Here is a 19,489-nt window from a genome sequence, read left to right as displayed (position 1 = left end):
CACCTGCACCCATGGGTCATTTTCTGCAGAGTGCGGCCTGGGGCCGACTTCAAGAAGCACGCGGCCGCACCGTCGTTGTACTCTCCGGCGACGGTTGGAGGGCCCAGGCTTTCGTCGAGCGCGGCAGGCTGAACTCGCGACTGTATGCGCCTTACGGCCCGGAGCTCGATCAAGAATCTGCGCTCGACCCTGCCCTCGCCGCACTGCGAGCCGAGGCCCGACGTCTCGGCGCAGCGTTCGTGCGCGTTGAACCGACACTTACCGCTGAGGGCCCGGCCCTTGGAATTCCCGGTGCCAAGCTATCGGAACTTGGCCTCCGAAGAGTCGCACGGGTGCAACCAGAACACACCCAGCGGATCGACCTCAGTCGTCCGTTCGATGATGTGCTTCGTGGCATGTCAAAGTCAGCCCGCAATCTGCACCGTAATTACGCCTCGAAGGGTCTCTCCGTGCGAATGAGCGAGGATCCCGACGACATAGAACAGCTCATTCGTCTGCTGGGCGAAGTCACCGACCGAACCGGCATGCACGCGCATAGCAGCGACTATCTGCGGCTGCAGGCCCGTACCCTGATGCCGTCAGGCGACGCGAAAATGTATCTCGTCGATTTTGAGGGCGAAGTCGCTCCGGTCGCCGCAGCGCTGATTTACGATGATGCCGAGCGGCGCTATTACGGCCATGCCGCTGCGGATACGGCACACCGGAAGCTGTCCCCAGGTGGCATCCTGGTCAGCACGATGATCGAACAGGCGCACCAGAATGGTCAGGGCGAGTTTGACCTCTACGGTGTTGTCCCTCCCGAAATCAAGGATCACCCGTGGTCTGGGTTCTCTGACTTCAAGCGATCATTTGGGGGCACCCAATTTGACTACTCCGGTACATGGGAGCTCCCCGTGAAACGACTCAGCTATGCCGTCTACTCGTGGGCAAGAAAGCTCGTTTCCGAACGGGAGTGACGATCCTTCTCTGATCTTCTGTGATCTTGTCAGCTCTAGCGCCCGAACCTGCGGCGGAGGACCCCCGCAACCTCCCGGAGTTCAGGTGAGCGCAGTGCTGCGAGCGCCATCAGATACAGCGCGCTGCATACAACCACGAGCACGAGCGACGCCACGAGCGCCTCCCCCACGGCCAGCGCCGGAGCCATTTGACGCGATACATGGGTGATGAAGAGTCCCACCGCGAGCGCGGGGATCGCGGCCAGCGCGAAGGAGCCCAGACTCCGCAAGATCCGCCGACCATCGACGCTGCCAATTCGACGCCTCAGGAGCCAAATGGCCAGCAACACCTGAAATACCGTCGAGACCGCATACGCGCCCGCGACCCAAGCCCCGATGCGTTCCGGCCCCACCACAGCAAGACCGGCGACTGACAGGGCTACCAACACGAGCACCTGAACGATCGTGAAAAAGAATGGCGTTCTCGTGTCGGAGAGAGCATAGAACGAACGCTGCACCACAAAGAGGAAACTGAAGGGCGCCAGAGCAAACACATATACCTGCAGTACCAACGCGAAGGGGTCAATCAACTCTGCGCTCGCACTCAACTGCATCAGGCGGCTGAGGAAGGGCGCGCCCGTGAAAATGAGAACTGACGCGAGAACCATCACCAGGGAGATCTGGCGCAGGGAACTTGAAAAGTCTGACCGGAAATCCGCGACGCGCCCGTCTCGCCATGATTCAGAGAGCCTGGTGAAGTAGGCAGTAGCGAGAGTCACCGCCAAGACCGAGTGCGGCAACATAAGGATCAACCAGGCGTTTTGCAGCGCTATCGTCGAGGGGCCTTCTCCGGTTGCTGTTCCAACGACATTGCCCGTGACGATTCCCGCGAGCGTCGTGGTGACGATGGTGGCGAGGCTCCATCCGGCAATCTTGGCGGTCTGTCCGAGCCCGATCCCCCTCCAGACGAAGTCGGGACGATACGTGATGCCCGCTTTGCGCCACGAGACAAACAATATGAGCGCCTGTGCCACCACACCGAGCGTTGCGCTCCCACCGAGCACCGCGATGCTGAGTGCGTTCCAATCGGCAACTCCGCGAAGTCCATCAGGGTCTGCGCCGAACATCGCCATGAAAGCGAGGATGCCCGCAATGCTGATCAGGTTGTTCAGCACCGGCGCCCACGTATATGGACCAAACACGCTCCGTGCGTTAAGCACTTCCCCCATCACCGTGTACATGCCGTAGAAGATGATCTGTGGGATGCACCAGTAAGCGAAGGCGAGCGAAAGAGTGAGTTGCTCGGTCGACCACGAGAGCTGAAAGAGCCATACGAGCACTGGCGCGCTCAGCATTGCGAGCGTCGTAATCGCGGTGAGGGTGATGATGACAAACGTCATCACTTTGTTGATGTACCCCAACCCCCCATCCGAGGCTGTCGCTGCCTTCACGATCTGGGGTACCAAGACCGCGTTCAGCATGCCACCCATGAGAATCACATACACGGTGTTGGGCAGCATGTTGCCGTTGGCAAATGCGTCCGCAGAAATGGATGTCTGACCAATCGCTGCGACCAACAACACGGCCTTGGCAAAGCCGAGAAGTCTCGAGAGCACGGTGCCGGCGGCCATCACCGCACTAGCCCGCAGGAGCCCTGACGCCACCGATTACTCCGCGGTGCGTGCGTGTCGCAGCTTCTCGACCGTATCTATGACGCGACGAGCAGCATATCGACCGGCTTTCAGTGGAATCTCCCACGTTCCCGCGTACTGGACTGTTTCGCCACCGAAGGTCCGTTTGAAGACTGTAAAACCGGTCATATCGTCTTCGACGTCATCACTTGCTGAAATACCAAACAGGTCAAAATTCTGGAGTCCGTGGGCTTTTGCATCGAGGATCATGTGGGAGATCAGCGGAGCCGAAATCTGCAGACTGTTGTTCGAGAGGTCGCGCCCCACGTAGAGGTAGTAGCGAGTGTCTGCGTCGTCGATCACAAAGGCGACGATGTGAATGTCACCCTCGAATCGACCGACAAATATCTTCGCAATCCCCGGTTCAAACAGTGCTATCCGAAACTTGTCGAAGTAGTCCTCGTCGCGAACAAAGAATGACTTTGCCTCGCCGGACTCGCGCAGGAGCCGGACACCAGTCTCGTAGTCTTCGCGGTCTCGACTTTCCGAGAACGTCATGCCCTTTCGCTCAGCACCTCGGTGCTGCTTCCGACGTGTCGCAGACATACCTTTGATGATGTCTTCCTCGCTCTGCGCAAGGTGGACAATCTGCGACCTACTGGGCTGGAAACCCAATCGCTGCGTGGCAAAGCGCGCCTCGGCTTGCGCAGGGGTGATCGGCAGAGACGGTTCTAGTAGCAACCGATATGCTCCCAGTTCACGAGCCTGGAGTTTGGCGTGTTCCACCGCGTCGTCGAGTGCTTCCTCACTGACCACCACCGGACCGTACGGCAGGTACAAATACGTACCGACAGTGTCCTTCACCATGCGACCGAAATAGTGCCAACCGTCACCGCTTGCGTGCACCACCTCTTCGCCAAGCTCGCGCTGGAAATCCCACCACGCCTGGGTCTGGAAGAAATCAGCCACCCTTACACCACCACAACGACGGGAACGATCATCGCCTTGCGACGCAGCTTAGTTCCGACCCAGCGGCCGAGTGTGCGGCGCACGATCTGCTGCAGTTCGTGGTGGTCAACGACGCCATCCTTCATCGCCGCTTCGAGAGCATCGGCGATCTTCGGCTTGATGCTGTCAAAGACGTGGTCGTCTTCGGCGACTCCCTTGGCGTGCACCTCGGGGCCTGACACAATCTGGCCGAGGCTCGTCTCGACTACGGTGATGACCGAAATGAAGCCTTCCTCCGCAAGCACCCGGCGGTCACGCAGATCGTCGTCGGTCACGCGACCGACGCTCGAGCCATCGACGTAGATGAAGTCAATATCGAGCTGCCCCACCGCGCGCGCAACCCCGTCAACTAAGTCGACCACGGTGCCGTTCTCGCCGATGATCGTGCGGTTCTGCGGCACGCCGGTTTCGATCGCGAGCGCGGCGTTCGCTACGAGGTGGCGGTATTCACCGTGGATCGGCATGACGTTCTTGGGCTGCACGATGTTATAGGCGTAGAGCAGTTCGCCAGCGGCCGCGTGGCCGGAGACGTGCACCTTCGCGTTGCCCTTGTGGACGACGTGTGCGCCGAGCTTCATGAGTCCGTTGATGACACGGTAGACCGAGTTCTCGTTGCCGGGGATCAGGCTGGAGGCAAGGATCACGGTGTCGCCCTCGCCCACCTCAACCTGGTGCTCGCGATTAGCCATTCGGCTCAGCACTGCCATTGGCTCGCCCTGCGAGCCTGTCGACATGTAAACCAGGCGATGGTTTGGGATTTGGCCGCTCTTCTTCAGGTCAACGAGCAGCCCCTCGGGCACGTTCAAGTATCCCAAATCGGAGGCGATCTTCATGTTGCGAACCATTGAGCGGCCCAGCAACACCACCCGACGACCGCTCGCGTGTGCGGCATCGAAAACCTGCTGAACCCGGTGTACGTGGCTCGAGAAACTTGCCACCACCACCTTGCCCTGTGACTGCGCAATCACTCGCTCAAGCACTGGCCCGATGTCTTTCTCGAGCGGGGTGAAACCGGGCACATCGGCATTCGTGGAATCGGTCATGAACAGATCCACGCCCTCTTCGCCCAACCGAGCAAATGCGCGCAGGTCGGTGATACGACCGTCCATCGGCAGCTGATCCATCTTGAAGTCACCAGTGCCGATCACGGTACCGGCAGAGGTACGGATGGCTACCGCGAGCGCGTCAGGTATGGAGTGGTTGACCGCGATGAATTCGAGATCGTAGGGACCAAAGGTTTCGCGCACGCCCTCAGCAACTTCGTGCAGTACCGGGCGGATCCGGTGCTCCTTGAGCTTCGCGTCGATGAACGCGAGCGTGAGTTTCGACCCGATGAGCGGGATGTCAGCACGGCGCTTCAACAGGTACGGTACGCCGCCGATGTGATCCTCGTGGCCGTGGGTGAGCACCACGGCAATGATGTCGTTCAGGCGATGCTCGATCTTGGAGATATCGGGCAGGATCAAGTCAACTCCCGGGTGCGTTTCCTCCGGGAAGAGCACGCCGCAGTCGACCACGAGCAGCTTGCCGTCGATTTCGAACACGGTCATGTTGCGGCCGACCTCGCCGAGGCCACCGAGGGGGGTGATTCGCAGCGTGCCGGGTTCGAGCGAGGGCGGAGCGTAGTGGGGGGTGGTCAAGTGTTTCAGCCTCCTAGGGGCTCTAGCGTGTGGTGCCGGCGATCTGCGGCAGCGCGCCGCCCGCAGCCGCGTTGCGGTCAGGGCGGAAGTTCGAAAAGTCGGCGCCCGTCACGTTGGAGACGAGAGCGAGCTCATCTTCAATGAGCGCAGCCTCCCATTCTTCGGGGCCAACGAGGGGCAACCGCACGCGCGGGCTGCCGATACGCCCGAGCCCGTGCAACACATACTTCGCGGCGACGGTACCGGGAACGTGCGTCATGATGGCGCGCACCAGCGGCTCCAGCCGCATGTGCTCAGCACGTGCGGTGAGGAGGTCTCCGCGATTCACCGCGTCGATGATGGTGCGATAGGGCGCCGCCGTAATGTTCGCGGTCACGCCGATGAGTCCGCTCGCGCCTATCGAGAGGTGCGGCAGCACGTTCGCGTCGTCGCCCGAGAAATACAAAAGGTCGGTCTGATTTAGTACCCGACTAACCTCACTGAAATCGCCCTTGGCATCCTTCACCGCGAGAATATTGGGGTGCTTTGCAAGCCGCAAGATTGTCTCGTACATGATCGGCACTCCGGTACGTCCGGGAATGTCGTACAAGATCACGGGCAGGTCGGTTGCATCGGCGACCATGCGAAAGTGAGTGAGTAGGCCAGCCTGAGTCGGCTTGTTGTAGTACGGCGTGACGATCATCACACCGTCGGCACCGGCCTTCTCGCTGTCTTTGTAGAGCTGGATGGCGTGAGCGGTCTCGTTCGAGCCGCCTCCGGTGATGATTTTGGCGCGGCCCGCACTCACCGACTTTGCCACGCGCACGAGTTCAAGTTTTTCGGGGTCGGTGAGCGTTGAAGTCTCACCTGTCGTGCCAGTCACGACAATTCCGTCGGCACCGCTCGTGATGCAGTGCTCAATGTGCCGCTCAGTCGCAGCCCAATCGACCTCACCATCGGCGTGAAATGGGGTGATCAGGGCGACCAGTACCTGGCCGAATGGGTTCTCTACAGTCGTCACTTCTCTAGGGTATCTGACGCAGGTAGCGCTCGAAGCGGTAGTTCAGCCCAGTCTGCGAAACGAGCGGCTCCCCCATCTCGTCCAGGTACCATTCCGGCCCGATCTCAGGGGCGAACGTGTCGGCATCGGGAACGTCAAGCGAGATGCGAGTAACCACGAGTTCTGCGGCGTGCGGCATCGCGGCTCGGTACATCTCACCGCCACCGATCACCCACAGGTTCGGTTCGACCGATGTCAACGCTTCCGAAGCGGAGCGCGCGACGCGCGCACCCTCGGCAACAAACGCGGGGTCGCGTGTGACCACGACGTTCTCTCGACCCGGGAGCGGGCGAAACCGGTCAGGCAGCGACTCCCAGGTGCGGCGGCCCATCACGACGGGTGCACCGAACGTGACGCGCCGAAAGTGTGCAAGGTCTTCTGGGAGGTGCCAGGGCATCTGCCCATCACGTCCGATTGCGCCGCCGCTTGCTTGGGCCCAAATAAGTGCGATACGGGGGCCAGTTTGCGGATTCACGAGTTACACCGCGACCGGAGCTTTGATGCCCGGGTGATGCTGGTAGTCGACCAGAGTGAAGTCCTCGAACTCGTAGTCGAAGATACTGTCACGCTTGCGGAGTTCGAGCGTGGGATAAGGGAATGCGTCCCGGCTCAGTTGCGTGCGCACCTGCTCGATGTGATTGTCGTAAATGTGGCAGTCTCCGCCGGTCCAGATAAATTCGCCCGGTTCAAGTCCAGTCTGCTGCGCCACCATGAGGGTGAGTAGAGCGTAGCTCGCAATATTGAAAGGCACCCCGAGAAACATGTCAGCGGAACGTTGGTAGAGCTGGCACGACAGCTTGCCGTCGGCGACATAGAACTGGAAGAAGGCGTGGCACGGGGCAAGCGCCATTTGGTCGAGTTCGGCGACATTCCAAGCCGAGACCATGAGCCGCCGCGAATTGGGGTTCTGGCGAATCTGTTCAATCACCTGGGCTATCTGATCGATATGCTCACCATCCGGGGCCGGCCAAGAGCGCCACTGCACCCCATACACCGGGCCAAGCTCGCCCTGATCGTTTGCCCATTCATCCCAAATGGTCACCCCATGCTCGCGCAGGAAGCTCACGTTGCCCTCGCCGCGGAGGAACCACAAGAGTTCGACAGCGACCGATTTGAAGTGCACGCGCTTGGTTGTGATGAGAGGAAACGATTCGGCGAGATCAAAGCGGATCTGCCGACCGAACAGGCTCCGCGTGCCGGTGCCGGTACGGTCCCCCTTCGGGGTGCCAGACTCAAACACCTCGCGCAGCAGGTCCTCGTAGGGGGTCTCGATGCGTGGCTCAGACATCACACCAGACTACCGGCCTCGGCCCGATCTATGCTGGGTCACTCGCATCGGCACGAGCCGACTGGCGCACCCGCTTCTCCTGCAACATCAACTCATCTGCTCGCGCGACAAGGGCCTGTGGCGTCTCGCCAGCGTCAAGTTCCGCCGCGCCCAGTGACCAGCCGATCGCTGTCACCTGATCGCGCAAACGCTGGCCAATGCGGTGCGCCTCGTCACGGTGAGTTCCTGGGAGCAGCAGCGCAAACTCGTCGCCGCCAATGCGTGCCAGAGTGTCCTGAGGCCTGGTGTGTTCCTCGAGAGACCGCGCGAAGCTCACGAGTACCCGGTCACCCTCTGCATGGCCCCGCGTGTCATTGATCGCTTTGAACCCATCTAGATCAATGAACACCATCGAGACGGGTTCCCCAGTGCGCGCCGCGCCAGCAACTGCGCGATCAAGCACCCTCTGGAAGCCGCGAAGATTCCAGACACCACAAAGCGGATCGGTGAGCGTGGCGGCTTCGATACCATCCTTGAAGCGCCCGATCAGTTCGCCGATTACGGTGGACGTCACAACCAGCGTGGCAAGCGCGAGGTCAATCTCTCCCTCGTATTTAATCCCCACGATGATCGTGTAGAGACTCAACCAGGTATATCCAAGCACTCTCGCTAACCAGCGAGGCATGAACCAAATGGCGTAGATGAAGAGCGTGAGGAACAGTACGCCGGAATTCAATGCGCGAATCTCGGTGAGTGAGGTGACCACGAGGAGCAGCAAAACGCCTGCGGTAAGTGAAATCAGCACGGCTGCTGTAATCAAGGTGAATCGCGCACCCCTGACGAACACCGCGATGGCGATCACCAAAGCGAGGCCTCCGCCGGCGAGCAAGATCGGATTCCGAGGTGGGGTTTCGACCCAAAACACCGTGAACGTGAGATATGAAAACGCCGCTCCAGCCAAGAAAAACACCCCGGTCGCGAGCGACAGATCCGACTGTCTGGCGATCAATTTCTTCATGGCTCCCCCACCTGCCGTGCATCTGCACCTACCGTACCGGCGCACTCAGACAATCAACGCATCCTATGCGTAATCCATGAACCAACTGCAAGTAGTCCGCGAGATCTGGGGGCAGCCTAGGCAAAAAGACACCCCTGAGGCGGGCCTCAGGGGTGTCGATCCACCGCTAAACGCGACTAGCGTCGCTCGTGAGACTCAATGTGATCGTCGAACAGCTCGATACTGCGCGGGTCGGTGCTGTCGTCGCCCACTCGCAGCACTTCACCGCGGAAGAACGCCGGCGACTTGCGCGACCACACCAGCATGATCACCACGCCAATCAGCAGCACCACCACACCCAGGATGCCCACCAGACCGAGCCCGGCGATGTTGCTACCGGAGCCGAAGGCCGGATCGAAACTGTCGATCGTCGTGGTCACGAAGGTGATGAGCAGGAAGATTCCTCCCAAACCAGGCAGGAGGAAGGCGGTGGTGAAGAATCGCCAGCCGAGCTTTGTTGCGGTCTTGCGGAAGTACCAGGTGCTCGAGAGCGCCGTGATTCCGTAGTAGAAGCACACCATCATGCCAAGCGCGGTAATCGTGTCCCAGAGCACATCCTCACTGAGGAAGCGCATCACCGCATAGAACACCGAGGCCACAGCCGATGACCACAGAAGAGCCACATAAGGCGACTTGTACTTCGGGTGAATTTTCTTCATGAACGCCGGTAGCGCACCATAGTGCGACATCGCAAGCAGCGTACGTGCCGGAGAAATCGCAGTCGTGTTGATGGAAGAGACTGCACTCAGGAGGATACCCAGGGTGAGGAAAATGGCGAGCGGGCCCATAACAGGGTGCGCGATGGCCGCAAACACGTTCTCAGCGATGTCGGTGTTTCCAAGCCCAAACTCGCCATCACCAGTGCCAGCCCACACCAGCGTGGCAGTCGCCGTTCCTACGTACATCACGAGCAGAATCGCGACCAGAATCATCGAAGCCTTGCCCTCGGTCGACATGCGTCCCTTCGAGGCCTTGGTCTCCTCACCCAGCGTGAGCACGGTGTCCCAGCCCCAATAGACGAAGATCGATACTGCGAGGCCCGCCGAGAATGCGCCGAAGCTGTCGATCGCAAACGGATTGAACCATGACAACTCGGGCATGTTGCGCACCCCACTGTCGGGGTTTGGCTCAGCGAAAAAGAACATCGCGAGAATGAACCACGCCATTACGCCGAGTTGGAAGAATACGGTGATGTACTGGAAAATCTTCGTCGAGGTCATGCCCCGATAGGAAATAAACGTCGCCATCGCCATGAACGCGAGACACACAATGATGTTGATCCACACGACGCCCGCGAGATTCGCGACCTCGCCGCCACCGTTCATCAGAATATCGAGTGATTCAAACAAGAAGTCTACGGCGACGCCCGCGAGATTGGAGAGCACGAGCACAGTTGCTGCGATGAGGCCCCAACCAGCCATCCAACCGATCCACGGGCCGAAAGTTCGGGTGCCCCAGGTGAAGGAGGTGCCCGAATCGGGCATGCGGTCATTTAGCGCACGATACCCCAGCGCAACGAGGAGCATCGGAATGAAGCCGGCGAGGAAGATGGCGGGCATTTGCCAGCCGACCTCCTGCGCAGCGGGCCCGACTGAGGCGGTCAGGGTGTAGGCAGGTGCGCACACCGATAAGCCGATGATGACCGCTCCGAAGACACCAACGGTGCCCTGCGGCAGTCCTTTGCGGCTGATGCCACTCACCGAATCGAGCGCCCGCGTTGGAGGGCTCGCTGTTGCGTTCTCAGACATACCAGACTTTCTTTGGGGCCGATACCCCGGTCGGGAGGGCTGTCGCCCCTATCACCTCTGTGTGGACGCCGTCTACAGAACTCCAGGTTTTTTTAGCCCGGGCCCCGGCGCACCGATGAGTCTAAGCACAACTCAGTGCATTTCCCTAATTAGTGAGTGTTTGCTCCACTAATACCGTCGCGTTCCAGGCGAATAGCTTGTCGTATCGCACTTCTAGCACGTTTTCGGTCGCCGCAGGCGTCGTACACAAGACCCAGTCGCATCCAGGCCCGCCAATCGCTCGGATTGGCCTCCGTTTCTTTCCGGTAGTGCGGAAAAGCGCTGTCAGCGATCTCGCGATTCGGTTTCCCGGTCGGGCCAGTCTCACCGAGATCATCGGGTAAGCGGCCTTCAGCATCAAGCCGATCAACCAGCTGGGTGGATCGCCACCCGAACCTCAGCTCACGGATCAGCGCCCAGGCACCTATGAGCGGCAACACGAGAAGCGCTACCCCCATCGCGAGTGCGACGGGGGTGCCGGAGACGAGGAGCGCGACCGCGCGCACCCCCGCAAAGAAAAAGTAGAGGACAAGAAGTGCCGCCATCACAATCACCCCAGTGAGGGCTCGCGCGCGTGCGCTCATGCGCGGCGATCCGCAGAGATGCCAAGCACCGTTTCGAGCCCGACCGCGAGTCCGTTGACAGCTGCGATCGCCTCGAGTGCGGCTCGAATGCCCGCACGGTAGGCGTCGCTGGAATGTGTGTCGTGGGTGACCGTAAGTACTTCACCGGCCCCTCCGAAGCGAACCTCCTGCTTCGCCACGACACCAGCGAGTCGCAAACTGTGCACGGGCACCCCGGCGACCAGTTGACCTCTCGCTGAGTGCTCGGCGAATGGAGCATCGGTCGGCTCCCCGCCCCGAGCCTCGGCTATCAGCTCCGCAGTGCGCACCGCGGTTCCCGATGGGGAATCAATCTTCGCGGCGTGGTGGGCCTCTACGATCTCGATCGAGTGAAAATAAGGAGCCGCGAACTGCGCTAGCAACATACCGATCACCGAGCCGAGTGAGAAGTTCGGCACGACGAGCACCGCACTCCCCGGTATCTCGTTGACGACGGTCTGCAGCCGAGCCAACCGATCGGCCGACCAGCCGCTCGTTCCGACGATAACTCGCTGGCCGCGACGCAGCGCACGCTCGACGATCTCGGGCGATGCATCCGGGTGGCTGACGTCAAACAAGATGGCCGCCTCTGCGCCCGCATCTACCCCAGAAGCGCGGCTCAGCTGCGCTCCGAGATCGAATGCGGGGTGCGACTCGATAACCTCACACACGAGCGACCCCAGTCGCCCCCTTGCGCCGCTAACGGCTACGTGTACAGACATAGTTCCAGGCTAGTCGCTTGCGACGAGCGTTGAGCGGGAAGCATCGCCCACCGCGACGACGGTTTGCGGCCGTGCCGCCAGCGCCGCCGCAACCTCCTTGATATCGTCGGCGGTCACCGCGGCGAAACGCTCGAGCGAGGTATCGAGGTTGAAGAATTCCCCCGTGCCCAGCTCGGCACGCGCCAACCTCCCCATGCGGGTGTCAGAATCCTCGAGAGCGAGCGCAGATGAGCCGGCGATCTGGCCGAGCGCCCGCTCATGTTCCTCGGGGGTGATGCCGTTCTCCGCAACCTTGCGGAGTTCCGTTGTCGCGAGTTCGATGACCTCGGCAGCCTTCTGCGGCGCAGATCCCACGTACATGCCGAACACGCCAGCGTCAGAGTAGCTCGCGCCAAACGAATAGGCCGAATAGGCGAGCCCGCGCTTCTCGCGAATCTCTTGGAAAAGCCTGCTGGACATGCCTCCACCCAGAACCGAATTCATGATGCCAAAGGCGAAGCGTCTCGGGTCATTGAAGCGCAGACCCTCCGTGCCAATCATGAGGTTGATCTGTCCCGAGGGCCGCTGGGTCAGGAGCACCTGTGTTCCCGAGGTGGGTGCAGCACCGGCGCTATCGTCGGAGGCTTGGTATCGTCTTGCCGGGGCACGGTTTACCCCGAGTCCCCAACGAGACGAGTCTGCCGCTTCGAGCGCGCGCACGACCCACTCCACCAATCGGTCGTGGTCGACACGGCCTGCTGCCGTCACCACGAGCGTCGATGGATCATAACTGCTGAAGTAGTGCGCCATGACGTCATCGCGCCTCGCCGCGCGGATGGTCTCGGGGTGTCCACCGATGGGTCGCCCCAGCGGATGCGCGCCGAGCACCGCTTCGAAGAAACGCTCGTTGGCCACGTCTCCCAAGTCGTCTGACGCCATGGCGAGTTCCTCAAGGATGACTTCGCGTTCGTTCTCGAACTCAGCCTCATCAAGTACCGAACTCACCACCATGTCAGCAAGCACGCCGACGGCACCCTCAAGGTCGGCATCGCGCACTTTGGCGTAGTAGCAGGTGTATTCCTTCGCAGTGAGCGCGTTGTTCTCGGCTCCAATGCGGTCGAAGCTCGTCGCGATTTCATAGGCATCGCGGGTGGGCGTCCCCTTAAACAGCAGATGCTCAAGAAAGTGTGTGGATCCCAGACTGCCCGGGGCATCGCCTCGATCGGCCTGCTCGTCGCGCGACCCCACGCCGATCCAAAAACCCACCGTGGCGCTGCGCGAACTCGGCATGCGTTCTGTCAGGACGCGCAGCCCGCTCGGATGCACCGTGCGGCGGAGAAGCCCTCCCTCAAGGTCAGCGGAGAGCTCGGGCAGGTCAAGGGGGAAGATCACGGGTTCAGACACGCACACAACCCTATCGGCGAGTACTTTCCCGAACTTGTGGAAACCCGCTCTGTGTAACGCAAATTAGGGAAAGTGGCGGGGTACTGTCGAGCGCCCACAGCTTCCACAGGCACGACGAAGCCCCGGGCGCTTCAGCGCCCGGGGCTTCGTGATCCACCAACAACTACTCGGAGGCGGGAGCCTCGGTAGCCTCGACCGATTCGATGACGTCAGCCGTCTCAGCGGCCGCCTCCTCGACTACGGGTTCGAGCGAGAGCTTGCCACGATCGTCGACCTTCGTGATCTTCACGAGAATCTTCTGACCGATGGAGAGCACATCTTCAACCGAATCGATGCGCTTGCCACCGGCGAGCTTACGCACCTCGCTGATGTGCAGCAGACCATCCTTGCCGGGCAGCAGCGACACAAACGCACCGAAAGCAGCCGTCTTCACGACGGTGCCCAGGTACTGCTCGCCCACCTCGGGATTCTGAGGATTCGCGATGGCGTTGACCTGTGCGCGCGCAGCCTCAGCCGAGGGTCCGTCAACCGCACCGATGTAGACGGTACCGTCATCGTCGATCGAGATGTCGGCGCCGGTCTGATCCTGAATGCCGTTGATCGTCTTGCCCTTTGGCCCGATCAACTCGCCGATCTTGTCCACCGGAATGTTGACTGTGATCACGCGCGGAGCGGTCGGAGCCATCTCATCGGGCGTGTCAATGGCCTGACCCATAACACCGAGGATCGTGGTGCGAGCCTCCTTCGCCTGCGACAGTGCACCAGCGAGCACGTCGCTGGGGATGCCGTCGAGCTTGGTGTCGAGCTGCAGCGCGGTCACGAACTCCGAGGTGCCAGCGACCTTGAAGTCCATATCGCCGAGTGCGTCTTCGGCGCCGAGGATATCGGTGAGCGTCGCGTAACGGGTCTCTCCGTTCACTTCGTCGCTAACAAGGCCCATGGCGATGCCTGCGACAGCAGCGCGCAGCGGCACACCGGCGTTCAGGAGCGACAGGGTCGACGCGCACACGGAGCCCATCGAGGTCGACCCATTCGAGCTGAGTGCCTCGCTCACCTGACGGATGGCGTAGGGGAACTCCTCACGAGAAGGCAGCACCGGCACGAGCGCGCGCTCGGCGAGGAAGCCGTGCCCGATCTCGCGACGCTTCGGGCTTCCCACCCGGCCGGTCTCACCGGTCGAATACGGCGGGAAGTTGTAGTGGTGCATGTAGCGCTTCTTGGTGACCGGAGCCAGCGAATCGATCTGCTGCTCCATCTTCAGCATGTTCAGCGTGGTGACGCCCATGATCTGGGTCTCGCCGCGCTGGAAAATAGCCGAACCGTGCACGCGCGGGATAACCTGCACCTCTGCGTCAAGCGCACGAATGTCGCGCAAGCCACGGCCGTCAATGCGAGCGCCCTCGGTGAGGATACGACCGCGAACGATCTTCTTCGTGACCGACTTGTAGGCACCAGAAACCTGGTTCTCAGCGTCCGCAGGAAGTTCACCCGAGGCAACCTTCGCCGTGATGGCTTCCTTCACGCGAGCCTTCAACGCGTCGTCAGCTTCCTGACGGGCGACCTTGTCTGCGATCTGGTAGATGCTCGCGAGCTCGGTCTCGGCTTCAGCAGCAACTGCCGCGTACACCTCGTCGGAGTAGGGCAGGAATACCGGGTAATTCTGCACCTCCTTGGCCGACTGTGCTGCGAGCTCGGACTGTGCCTTGGCAAGCTTCGCAAGGAAGGGCTTTGCGGCCTCGAGGCCCTGGGCGACCACGGCTTCATCGGGCTTGGTGGCACCGGCCTTGATCAGGTTCCAGCTATCCTCAGTCGCCTCAGCCTCGACCATCATGATCGCGACATCTTCGTTGCCGTTCGCGTCAGTGACGAGGCGGCCGGCGACCGTGAGGTCGAAGACGGCGCTCTGCAGCTGCTCAACGTTCGGGAAGGCTACCCACTGGTCGCCAATGAGTGCCAGACGAACGCCAGCAATCGGGCCAGAGAAGGGCAGACCCGAGATCTGGGTCGATGCCGAGGCCGCGTTAATGGCCAGTGCGTCGTAGAACTCACCCGGAGCGATCGACAGCACGGTGATCACGATCTGCACCTCATTGCGGAGGCCGTCGACGAAGGACGGGCGCAGCGGGCGATCAATGAGGCGGCAGACAAGAATCGCTTCGGTCGACGGGCGTCCCTCACGACGGAAGAACGAGCCGGGGATTTTGCCGGCCGCATACGAGCGCTCTTCAACGTCGACGGTCAGCGGGAAGAAGTCAAAGTGCTCCTTCGGGTGCTTCGAAGCGCTCGTAGCGCTCAACAGCATGGTTTCTTCGTCGAGGTAGGCGGCAACCGCGCCCTGTGCCTGCTGAGCGAGGCGACCGGTCTCGAAGCGGATGGTGCGAGTGCCGAATTTGCCGTTGTCTAGCACGGCCTCGGCGAACTTAATTTCAGGACCCTCCACGGGAACTCCTTTGTGTCTGAGCACGCGGCGGACAGCCCGAAGCGCTGCGTGCGACCACGGGCGCTGATCAACAGTAGAAAACCACCCCCGCTCGCGGCCAGTTGGCTCGCGCGGCGCGTACGCCCAGATCGAGAGGGATCCACCACCGAAGACCAGCCCGCCAGCCGGCGTACTCGATTCATCGATGACGTGGGTATACACCCACATCAACAGACTATCACTGGGCACCTGAAATTCCGCGGAAATACGGGAAATGCGGCGGCCTCGGAATGCGCTCACGCAAACCGAAGCCGCCGTTGCCGAGCTGGGCTACTTTAGAAAGCACCCCGCATCGACGGGGAGTGTGACCCCGGTGATATAACGCGCCTCATCCGAGGCGAGAAACAGTAGCGCGTTCGAGATATCGACGGCATCGACCCACGGAATTGGCAGCAGGTTGGTGTGCTGAGATGCTTCTGCAAAATCCTCCCGGGTCGGGTTCTCAATGTCCGGTCGAAACAGCTTCATGATGGTTTCATTCATGATCATTGGGGTATCGACCTGCGTCGGATGAATGCTGTTTACCCGAATCATGTGTGGCGCAAGCTCCATCGCAAGCGTGCGCATGAGTCCGACCACGCCGTGCTTCGCAGCAACGTAAGAAGCCGCATGGGCGTACCCTTTCAACCCCGCTTCTGAGCTCGTCAGCACGATCGACCCACCGTTGCCGGCTTCGATCATGTGCGGGATCGCTGCTTTCGCGGTGCGCCACACACCCGCCAGGTTCACGTCCTGCATGTCCATGAACTCTTCGTCGGTCATCAGATGCGCGAGGGCGGGCGTCATCGCGATACCCGCGTTCGCCGAAACGATGTCCAAACGGCCGAATTGCGCCAGGCCGTCCGCCAGAGCAGCGTCAAGCTGCTCCTGCACGCGCACGTCGGCGACCCGTGCAACAATGCGGCGATCCAGCTCTTCGACCAGACTCACCGTCTCGGCGAGGTCGGCTTCGGTGGCGGGCGGGGAGGGCACGTTTGGTTGAGGCTCACAGGCATCGATAACGATGATGTCTGCGCCTTCTTGAGCGAGTCGCACCGCGTGCGAGCGGCCTTGGCCTCGCGCCCCGCCGGTGATAAACGCGACCTTTCCGTCAAGTCTTCCCATGTTTCCTTCTCCTTCGTTCGATTGTGAGCGTCGTCGAGGTGAGATCTTCTCTAGTGGATCGTCGTTACCACACCGGGGGAAGCGTTCCCCACGGCAGTCCCATGCGGCCGTTCCTCTCCTCATTGAGATTCGTCGGAGGTTCCTTCGGAGTCATGGCACCATCGTTGACACCCCTCCACGGCCCACCATAATGGCACTCAGCTCCCAGGGGAAGAGCCCCCAGGAAACAGCGAGAGCCCCGCACTTTCGTGCGAGACTCTCGTGGGATGCGGCCTTTTGCCGGGCTTTAATCGACGATCAGGTCGATAGCGCGCAGCACATCAGCACCAATAGCTTCACCGAGCTCAGCGACCAGTTCGGTGGGAACTGGAGCATCAACTGATAGCACCGACAGCGCCGTGCCCTTCTTGTCGTCTCTCGCGATCTGCAATCCCGCGATATTCACACCGGCCTCACCGAGAAGGCTGCCATAAGTGGCCACGATTCCCGGGCGGTCAGTGTAGCTAAACACGATGAGGTGCTGCGAGATCGGCAACTCGAGTTCGTAGCCGTTGATCTCGACGATCTTCTCGACCTGCTTCGGCCCCGTCAGTGTGCCCGAGACTGACAGCTGAGTGCCGTCAGCCTGGCTGCCGCGCAGGGTAATGACGTTTCGGTAGCTTTCGCTGTGCTCGTCGACGCTGAAACGCACCTCGAGGTTGCGCTGCTCGGCCAGTAGCGGCGCGTTTACGTAGGACACGGGGTCGCTGACTACCTGGGTGAAGAGCCCCTTGAGCGCAGCCAGTCGCAGCACCTCAACGTTGTGCTCGGCAAGCTCGCCGTGCACCTCGACATCAAGCGAGGTGATCGGCCCGTCGGCGAGGGCAGCGAAGATCTGTCCGAGCTTCTCGGTCAGTGGCAGACCAGGCTTGACGTACTCGCTAATCGATCCACCGGCAACGTTTACCGCGTCGGGAACGAGCTCACCCGCTAGGGCAAGGCGCACCGACTTCGCGACCGACACGCCTGCCTTTTCCTGGGCTTCCTCGGTGGACGCGCCCAGGTGCGGCGTGACACTGACACGATCGAGGCCGGTGAGCGAGGCATCTGCCGGGGGCTCCTGCACAAACACGTCAAGTGCAGCTCCCGCAATCTCTCCGGATTCGAGCGCCTGCGCGAGAGCCGCTTCGTCGATCAAGCCACCCCGTGCCACATTCACGACGTAGGCGGTCGGCTTCATGGCTTTCAGCTGAGCTTCGCCGATCATGCCGAGCGTCTCGGGCGTGCGCGGCATATGGATCGTGAGGAAGTCAGCACGCTCAACGAGCTCGTCGAGCTCAACCAGCTGCACGCCCAATTGCTGTGCGCGAGCAGCGGTGATGTATGGGTCAAACGCAATCAGTTCGACGCCGAAGCCACGGAGTCGTTCAGCTACAAGCGCCCCGATCCGCCCGAGGCCGATAATGCCGATGGTCTTCTCGAAGAGCTCGATGCCGGTGAATGACGACCTCTTCCACTGTCCAGCAGAAAGCGACGCGTGAGCGCGCTGGAGGTGGCGAGCGAGGCCAAGAATGTGGGCAACGGTTAGTTCGGCCGCACTGATGATGTTCGAGGTCGGAGCATTGACCACCATGACGCCGGCCTGGGTGGCCGCCTTGATGTCGACATTGTCGAGGCCGACGCCTGCGCGTGCGACGACCTTCAGTTTCGGTGCCCAACTGAGCGCCTCAGCATCAATCTGTGTCGCCGATCGAACGAGCACGGCATCGGCGCCAGCGAGCGCGGCGCGAAGTGCTTCGCGATCGGTGCCGTCAACATTCACGACTTCGAAGTCGGGGCCGAGCGCGGCGATGGTGGCGGGTGAGAGTTCTTCGGCGATCAGTACGACTGGCGCAGGCAACGGGCGGTTCCTTCGAGGTCGACGGCAACGTGAACTCGCGGATCGAGACACTTTTCCATTCTACCGGCCCGCACCCCCGAGTGAGCACGCCCGCTCGAACTAAGCAAAGAAGCTGGATTGCGGCACCAGGTGCAGCACTTCCAGTTGGACCGCAGCCACGACCGCAAGCCCAGTTGCCAGAACGAGCACACGCAGCGCAGCTGACTTGCCGCGAGCTATGAGCAGAGCGGCGGCATACCCCACTACCGGCAAAGCGATGCCGAAAACGACCCAAAACCATCCGGTACCAGTGAGTGACAGGCCAAGCAAAGCCGACATCTCAGTCAGACCGAGCAGGTTGCCCACGCCCGCAACGACGAGGTAGAGATAGAGCACCGTTACCAGCGCGCCGAGTATCCAGGTAGTTAACCGACCCGCCATTAGGCACCTCCCACCGTCACGAGCGCGGGCAAGGGCAAGAGAACAAGCGCCCCGAGGAGGAGCCATAACGCGAGCCTCCAGGTACCAGAACCCCGATTCAAGAGGTAGGTCGCGACAAACCACAACGCCGGTGCTAGCGGAGCTGCCCAGAACACAACCTGCTGCAGCACCGCACCGATCGCGCCACTCCCCTCAGCCACTGCTGAGTTGATCTGGGAATAGTAGTTGGCCCAACTGAACCACACCCAACTGTAGAGAAGGTAGAGCCCGCCTACCACGCCAAGGAGCACGAGCGCACCGTTCGACAACTGCTGCCGCGACGCCAACCCCTCATCGGTGAGCTCTCCTGCCCCTCCGACTCCGTCACTCAGTGGATCTTCCAAACCGCCACCCGAAACAACCTGGGGGGCGTTTCGTTCCGTCTGGGAAGCTGCCGAGGGGTCGGCTTCGACCGTCCACCCGCTCGCCAGGCTGCTCTCGCGGGGCTCGCGGTCCGCCTTTTTTCGCATACTCCAAGCCTACCGATCCGCACCTGA

17 protein-coding genes are annotated in these 19,489 nt (G+C 61.3%); 1 reads left to right on the top strand and 16 read right to left on the bottom strand.

Annotation, left to right across the window (positions count from 1 at the left end; genetic code table 11):
- The first annotated feature begins 11 nt into the window (after positions 1 to 11).
- Entirely contained in the window at positions 12 to 956 is a 945-nt protein-coding gene (locus ACTNFJ_RS03200; RefSeq protein WP_435906557.1) for a lipid II:glycine glycyltransferase FemX, read from the top strand.
- A 35-nt stretch (positions 957 to 991) separates the two neighbouring features.
- On the opposite strand, the gene murJ is transcribed toward ACTNFJ_RS03200, so the two are convergent.
- The 16 genes from murJ to ACTNFJ_RS03120 form a co-directional block, all read right to left on the bottom strand.
- Positions 992 to 2,599, bottom strand: coding sequence for a murein biosynthesis integral membrane protein MurJ (murJ, locus tag ACTNFJ_RS03195; RefSeq protein ID WP_435906558.1), 1,608 nt, complete (start codon positions 2,597 to 2,599; stop codon positions 992 to 994).
- A gap of 3 nt (positions 2,600 to 2,602) precedes the next feature.
- Positions 2,603 to 3,535 carry a lipid II:glycine glycyltransferase FemX gene (locus ACTNFJ_RS03190; protein WP_435906559.1) on the bottom strand — a complete coding sequence of 311 codons (933 nt, stop codon included), beginning with the start codon at positions 3,533 to 3,535 and terminating at the stop codon, positions 2,603 to 2,605.
- A 2-nt stretch (positions 3,536 to 3,537) separates the two neighbouring features.
- Positions 3,538 to 5,214: a ribonuclease J gene (locus tag ACTNFJ_RS03185; RefSeq protein ID WP_435906560.1), complete on the bottom strand. Its 1,677-nt coding sequence runs from the start codon at positions 5,212 to 5,214 to the stop codon at positions 3,538 to 3,540.
- A 22-nt stretch (positions 5,215 to 5,236) separates the two neighbouring features.
- Complete coding sequence (dapA, locus tag ACTNFJ_RS03180) at positions 5,237 to 6,214, bottom strand: 4-hydroxy-tetrahydrodipicolinate synthase (protein ID WP_435906561.1); 978 nt, start codon at positions 6,212 to 6,214, stop codon at positions 5,237 to 5,239.
- A 4-nt stretch (positions 6,215 to 6,218) separates the two neighbouring features.
- The gene (locus tag ACTNFJ_RS03175) at positions 6,219 to 6,650 is read right to left on the bottom strand and encodes a dihydrofolate reductase (RefSeq protein ID WP_444711806.1); all 432 of its coding nucleotides are present in this window, start codon (positions 6,648 to 6,650) and stop codon (positions 6,219 to 6,221) included.
- A gap of 81 nt (positions 6,651 to 6,731) precedes the next feature.
- Positions 6,732 to 7,541 carry a thymidylate synthase gene (locus ACTNFJ_RS03170; protein WP_435906563.1) on the bottom strand — a complete coding sequence of 270 codons (810 nt, stop codon included), beginning with the start codon at positions 7,539 to 7,541 and terminating at the stop codon, positions 6,732 to 6,734.
- Between the two features lie 28 nt (positions 7,542 to 7,569).
- Entirely contained in the window at positions 7,570 to 8,538 is a 969-nt protein-coding gene (locus ACTNFJ_RS03165; RefSeq protein ID WP_435906564.1) for a GGDEF domain-containing protein, read from the bottom strand.
- Between the two features lie 176 nt (positions 8,539 to 8,714).
- On the bottom strand, positions 8,715 to 10,325 hold the full coding sequence (locus tag ACTNFJ_RS03160) for an APC family permease (protein ID WP_435906565.1): 1,611 nt from the start codon (positions 10,323 to 10,325) through the stop codon (positions 8,715 to 8,717).
- 149 nt (positions 10,326 to 10,474) lie between these two features.
- A complete protein-coding gene (locus ACTNFJ_RS03155; protein WP_435906566.1) occupies positions 10,475 to 10,948 on the bottom strand; it encodes a tetratricopeptide repeat protein in 474 nt (157 codons plus the stop codon).
- Complete coding sequence (dapB, locus tag ACTNFJ_RS03150; protein WP_435906567.1) at positions 10,945 to 11,688, bottom strand: 4-hydroxy-tetrahydrodipicolinate reductase; 744 nt, start codon at positions 11,686 to 11,688, stop codon at positions 10,945 to 10,947. The genes ACTNFJ_RS03155 and dapB overlap by 4 nt, the downstream gene beginning before the upstream one ends.
- A gap of 9 nt (positions 11,689 to 11,697) precedes the next feature.
- Positions 11,698 to 13,071 carry a M16 family metallopeptidase gene (locus ACTNFJ_RS03145; RefSeq protein ID WP_435906568.1) on the bottom strand — a complete coding sequence of 458 codons (1,374 nt, stop codon included), beginning with the start codon at positions 13,069 to 13,071 and terminating at the stop codon, positions 11,698 to 11,700.
- Between the two features lie 163 nt (positions 13,072 to 13,234).
- The gene (locus tag ACTNFJ_RS03140; RefSeq protein WP_435906723.1) at positions 13,235 to 15,511 is read right to left on the bottom strand and encodes a polyribonucleotide nucleotidyltransferase; all 2,277 of its coding nucleotides are present in this window, start codon (positions 15,509 to 15,511) and stop codon (positions 13,235 to 13,237) included.
- A 309-nt stretch (positions 15,512 to 15,820) separates the two neighbouring features.
- Entirely contained in the window at positions 15,821 to 16,654 is an 834-nt protein-coding gene (locus tag ACTNFJ_RS03135; RefSeq protein WP_435906569.1) for a mycofactocin-coupled SDR family oxidoreductase, read from the bottom strand.
- A gap of 286 nt (positions 16,655 to 16,940) precedes the next feature.
- Positions 16,941 to 18,533 carry a phosphoglycerate dehydrogenase gene (serA, locus tag ACTNFJ_RS03130; protein ID WP_435906570.1) on the bottom strand — a complete coding sequence of 531 codons (1,593 nt, stop codon included), beginning with the start codon at positions 18,531 to 18,533 and terminating at the stop codon, positions 16,941 to 16,943.
- Positions 18,534 to 18,632: 99 nt separating this feature from the next.
- Positions 18,633 to 18,953, bottom strand: coding sequence for a hypothetical protein (locus ACTNFJ_RS03125; protein WP_435906571.1), 321 nt, complete (start codon positions 18,951 to 18,953; stop codon positions 18,633 to 18,635).
- Positions 18,953 to 19,462, bottom strand: a complete 510-nt coding sequence (locus tag ACTNFJ_RS03120) for a hypothetical protein (RefSeq protein ID WP_435906572.1) — start codon at positions 19,460 to 19,462, stop codon at positions 18,953 to 18,955. Before ACTNFJ_RS03120 ends, ACTNFJ_RS03125 begins: the two co-directional genes overlap by 1 nt.
- Positions 19,463 to 19,489: the final 27 nt, after the last annotated feature.

This window comes from Leucobacter shiyiweii, assembly GCF_052446065.1.
Lineage (GTDB): Bacteria > Actinomycetota > Actinomycetes > Actinomycetales > Microbacteriaceae > Leucobacter.
Note: the sequence above shows the minus strand (reverse complement) of the source record. Positions and strands in the feature narration are given on the sequence as shown.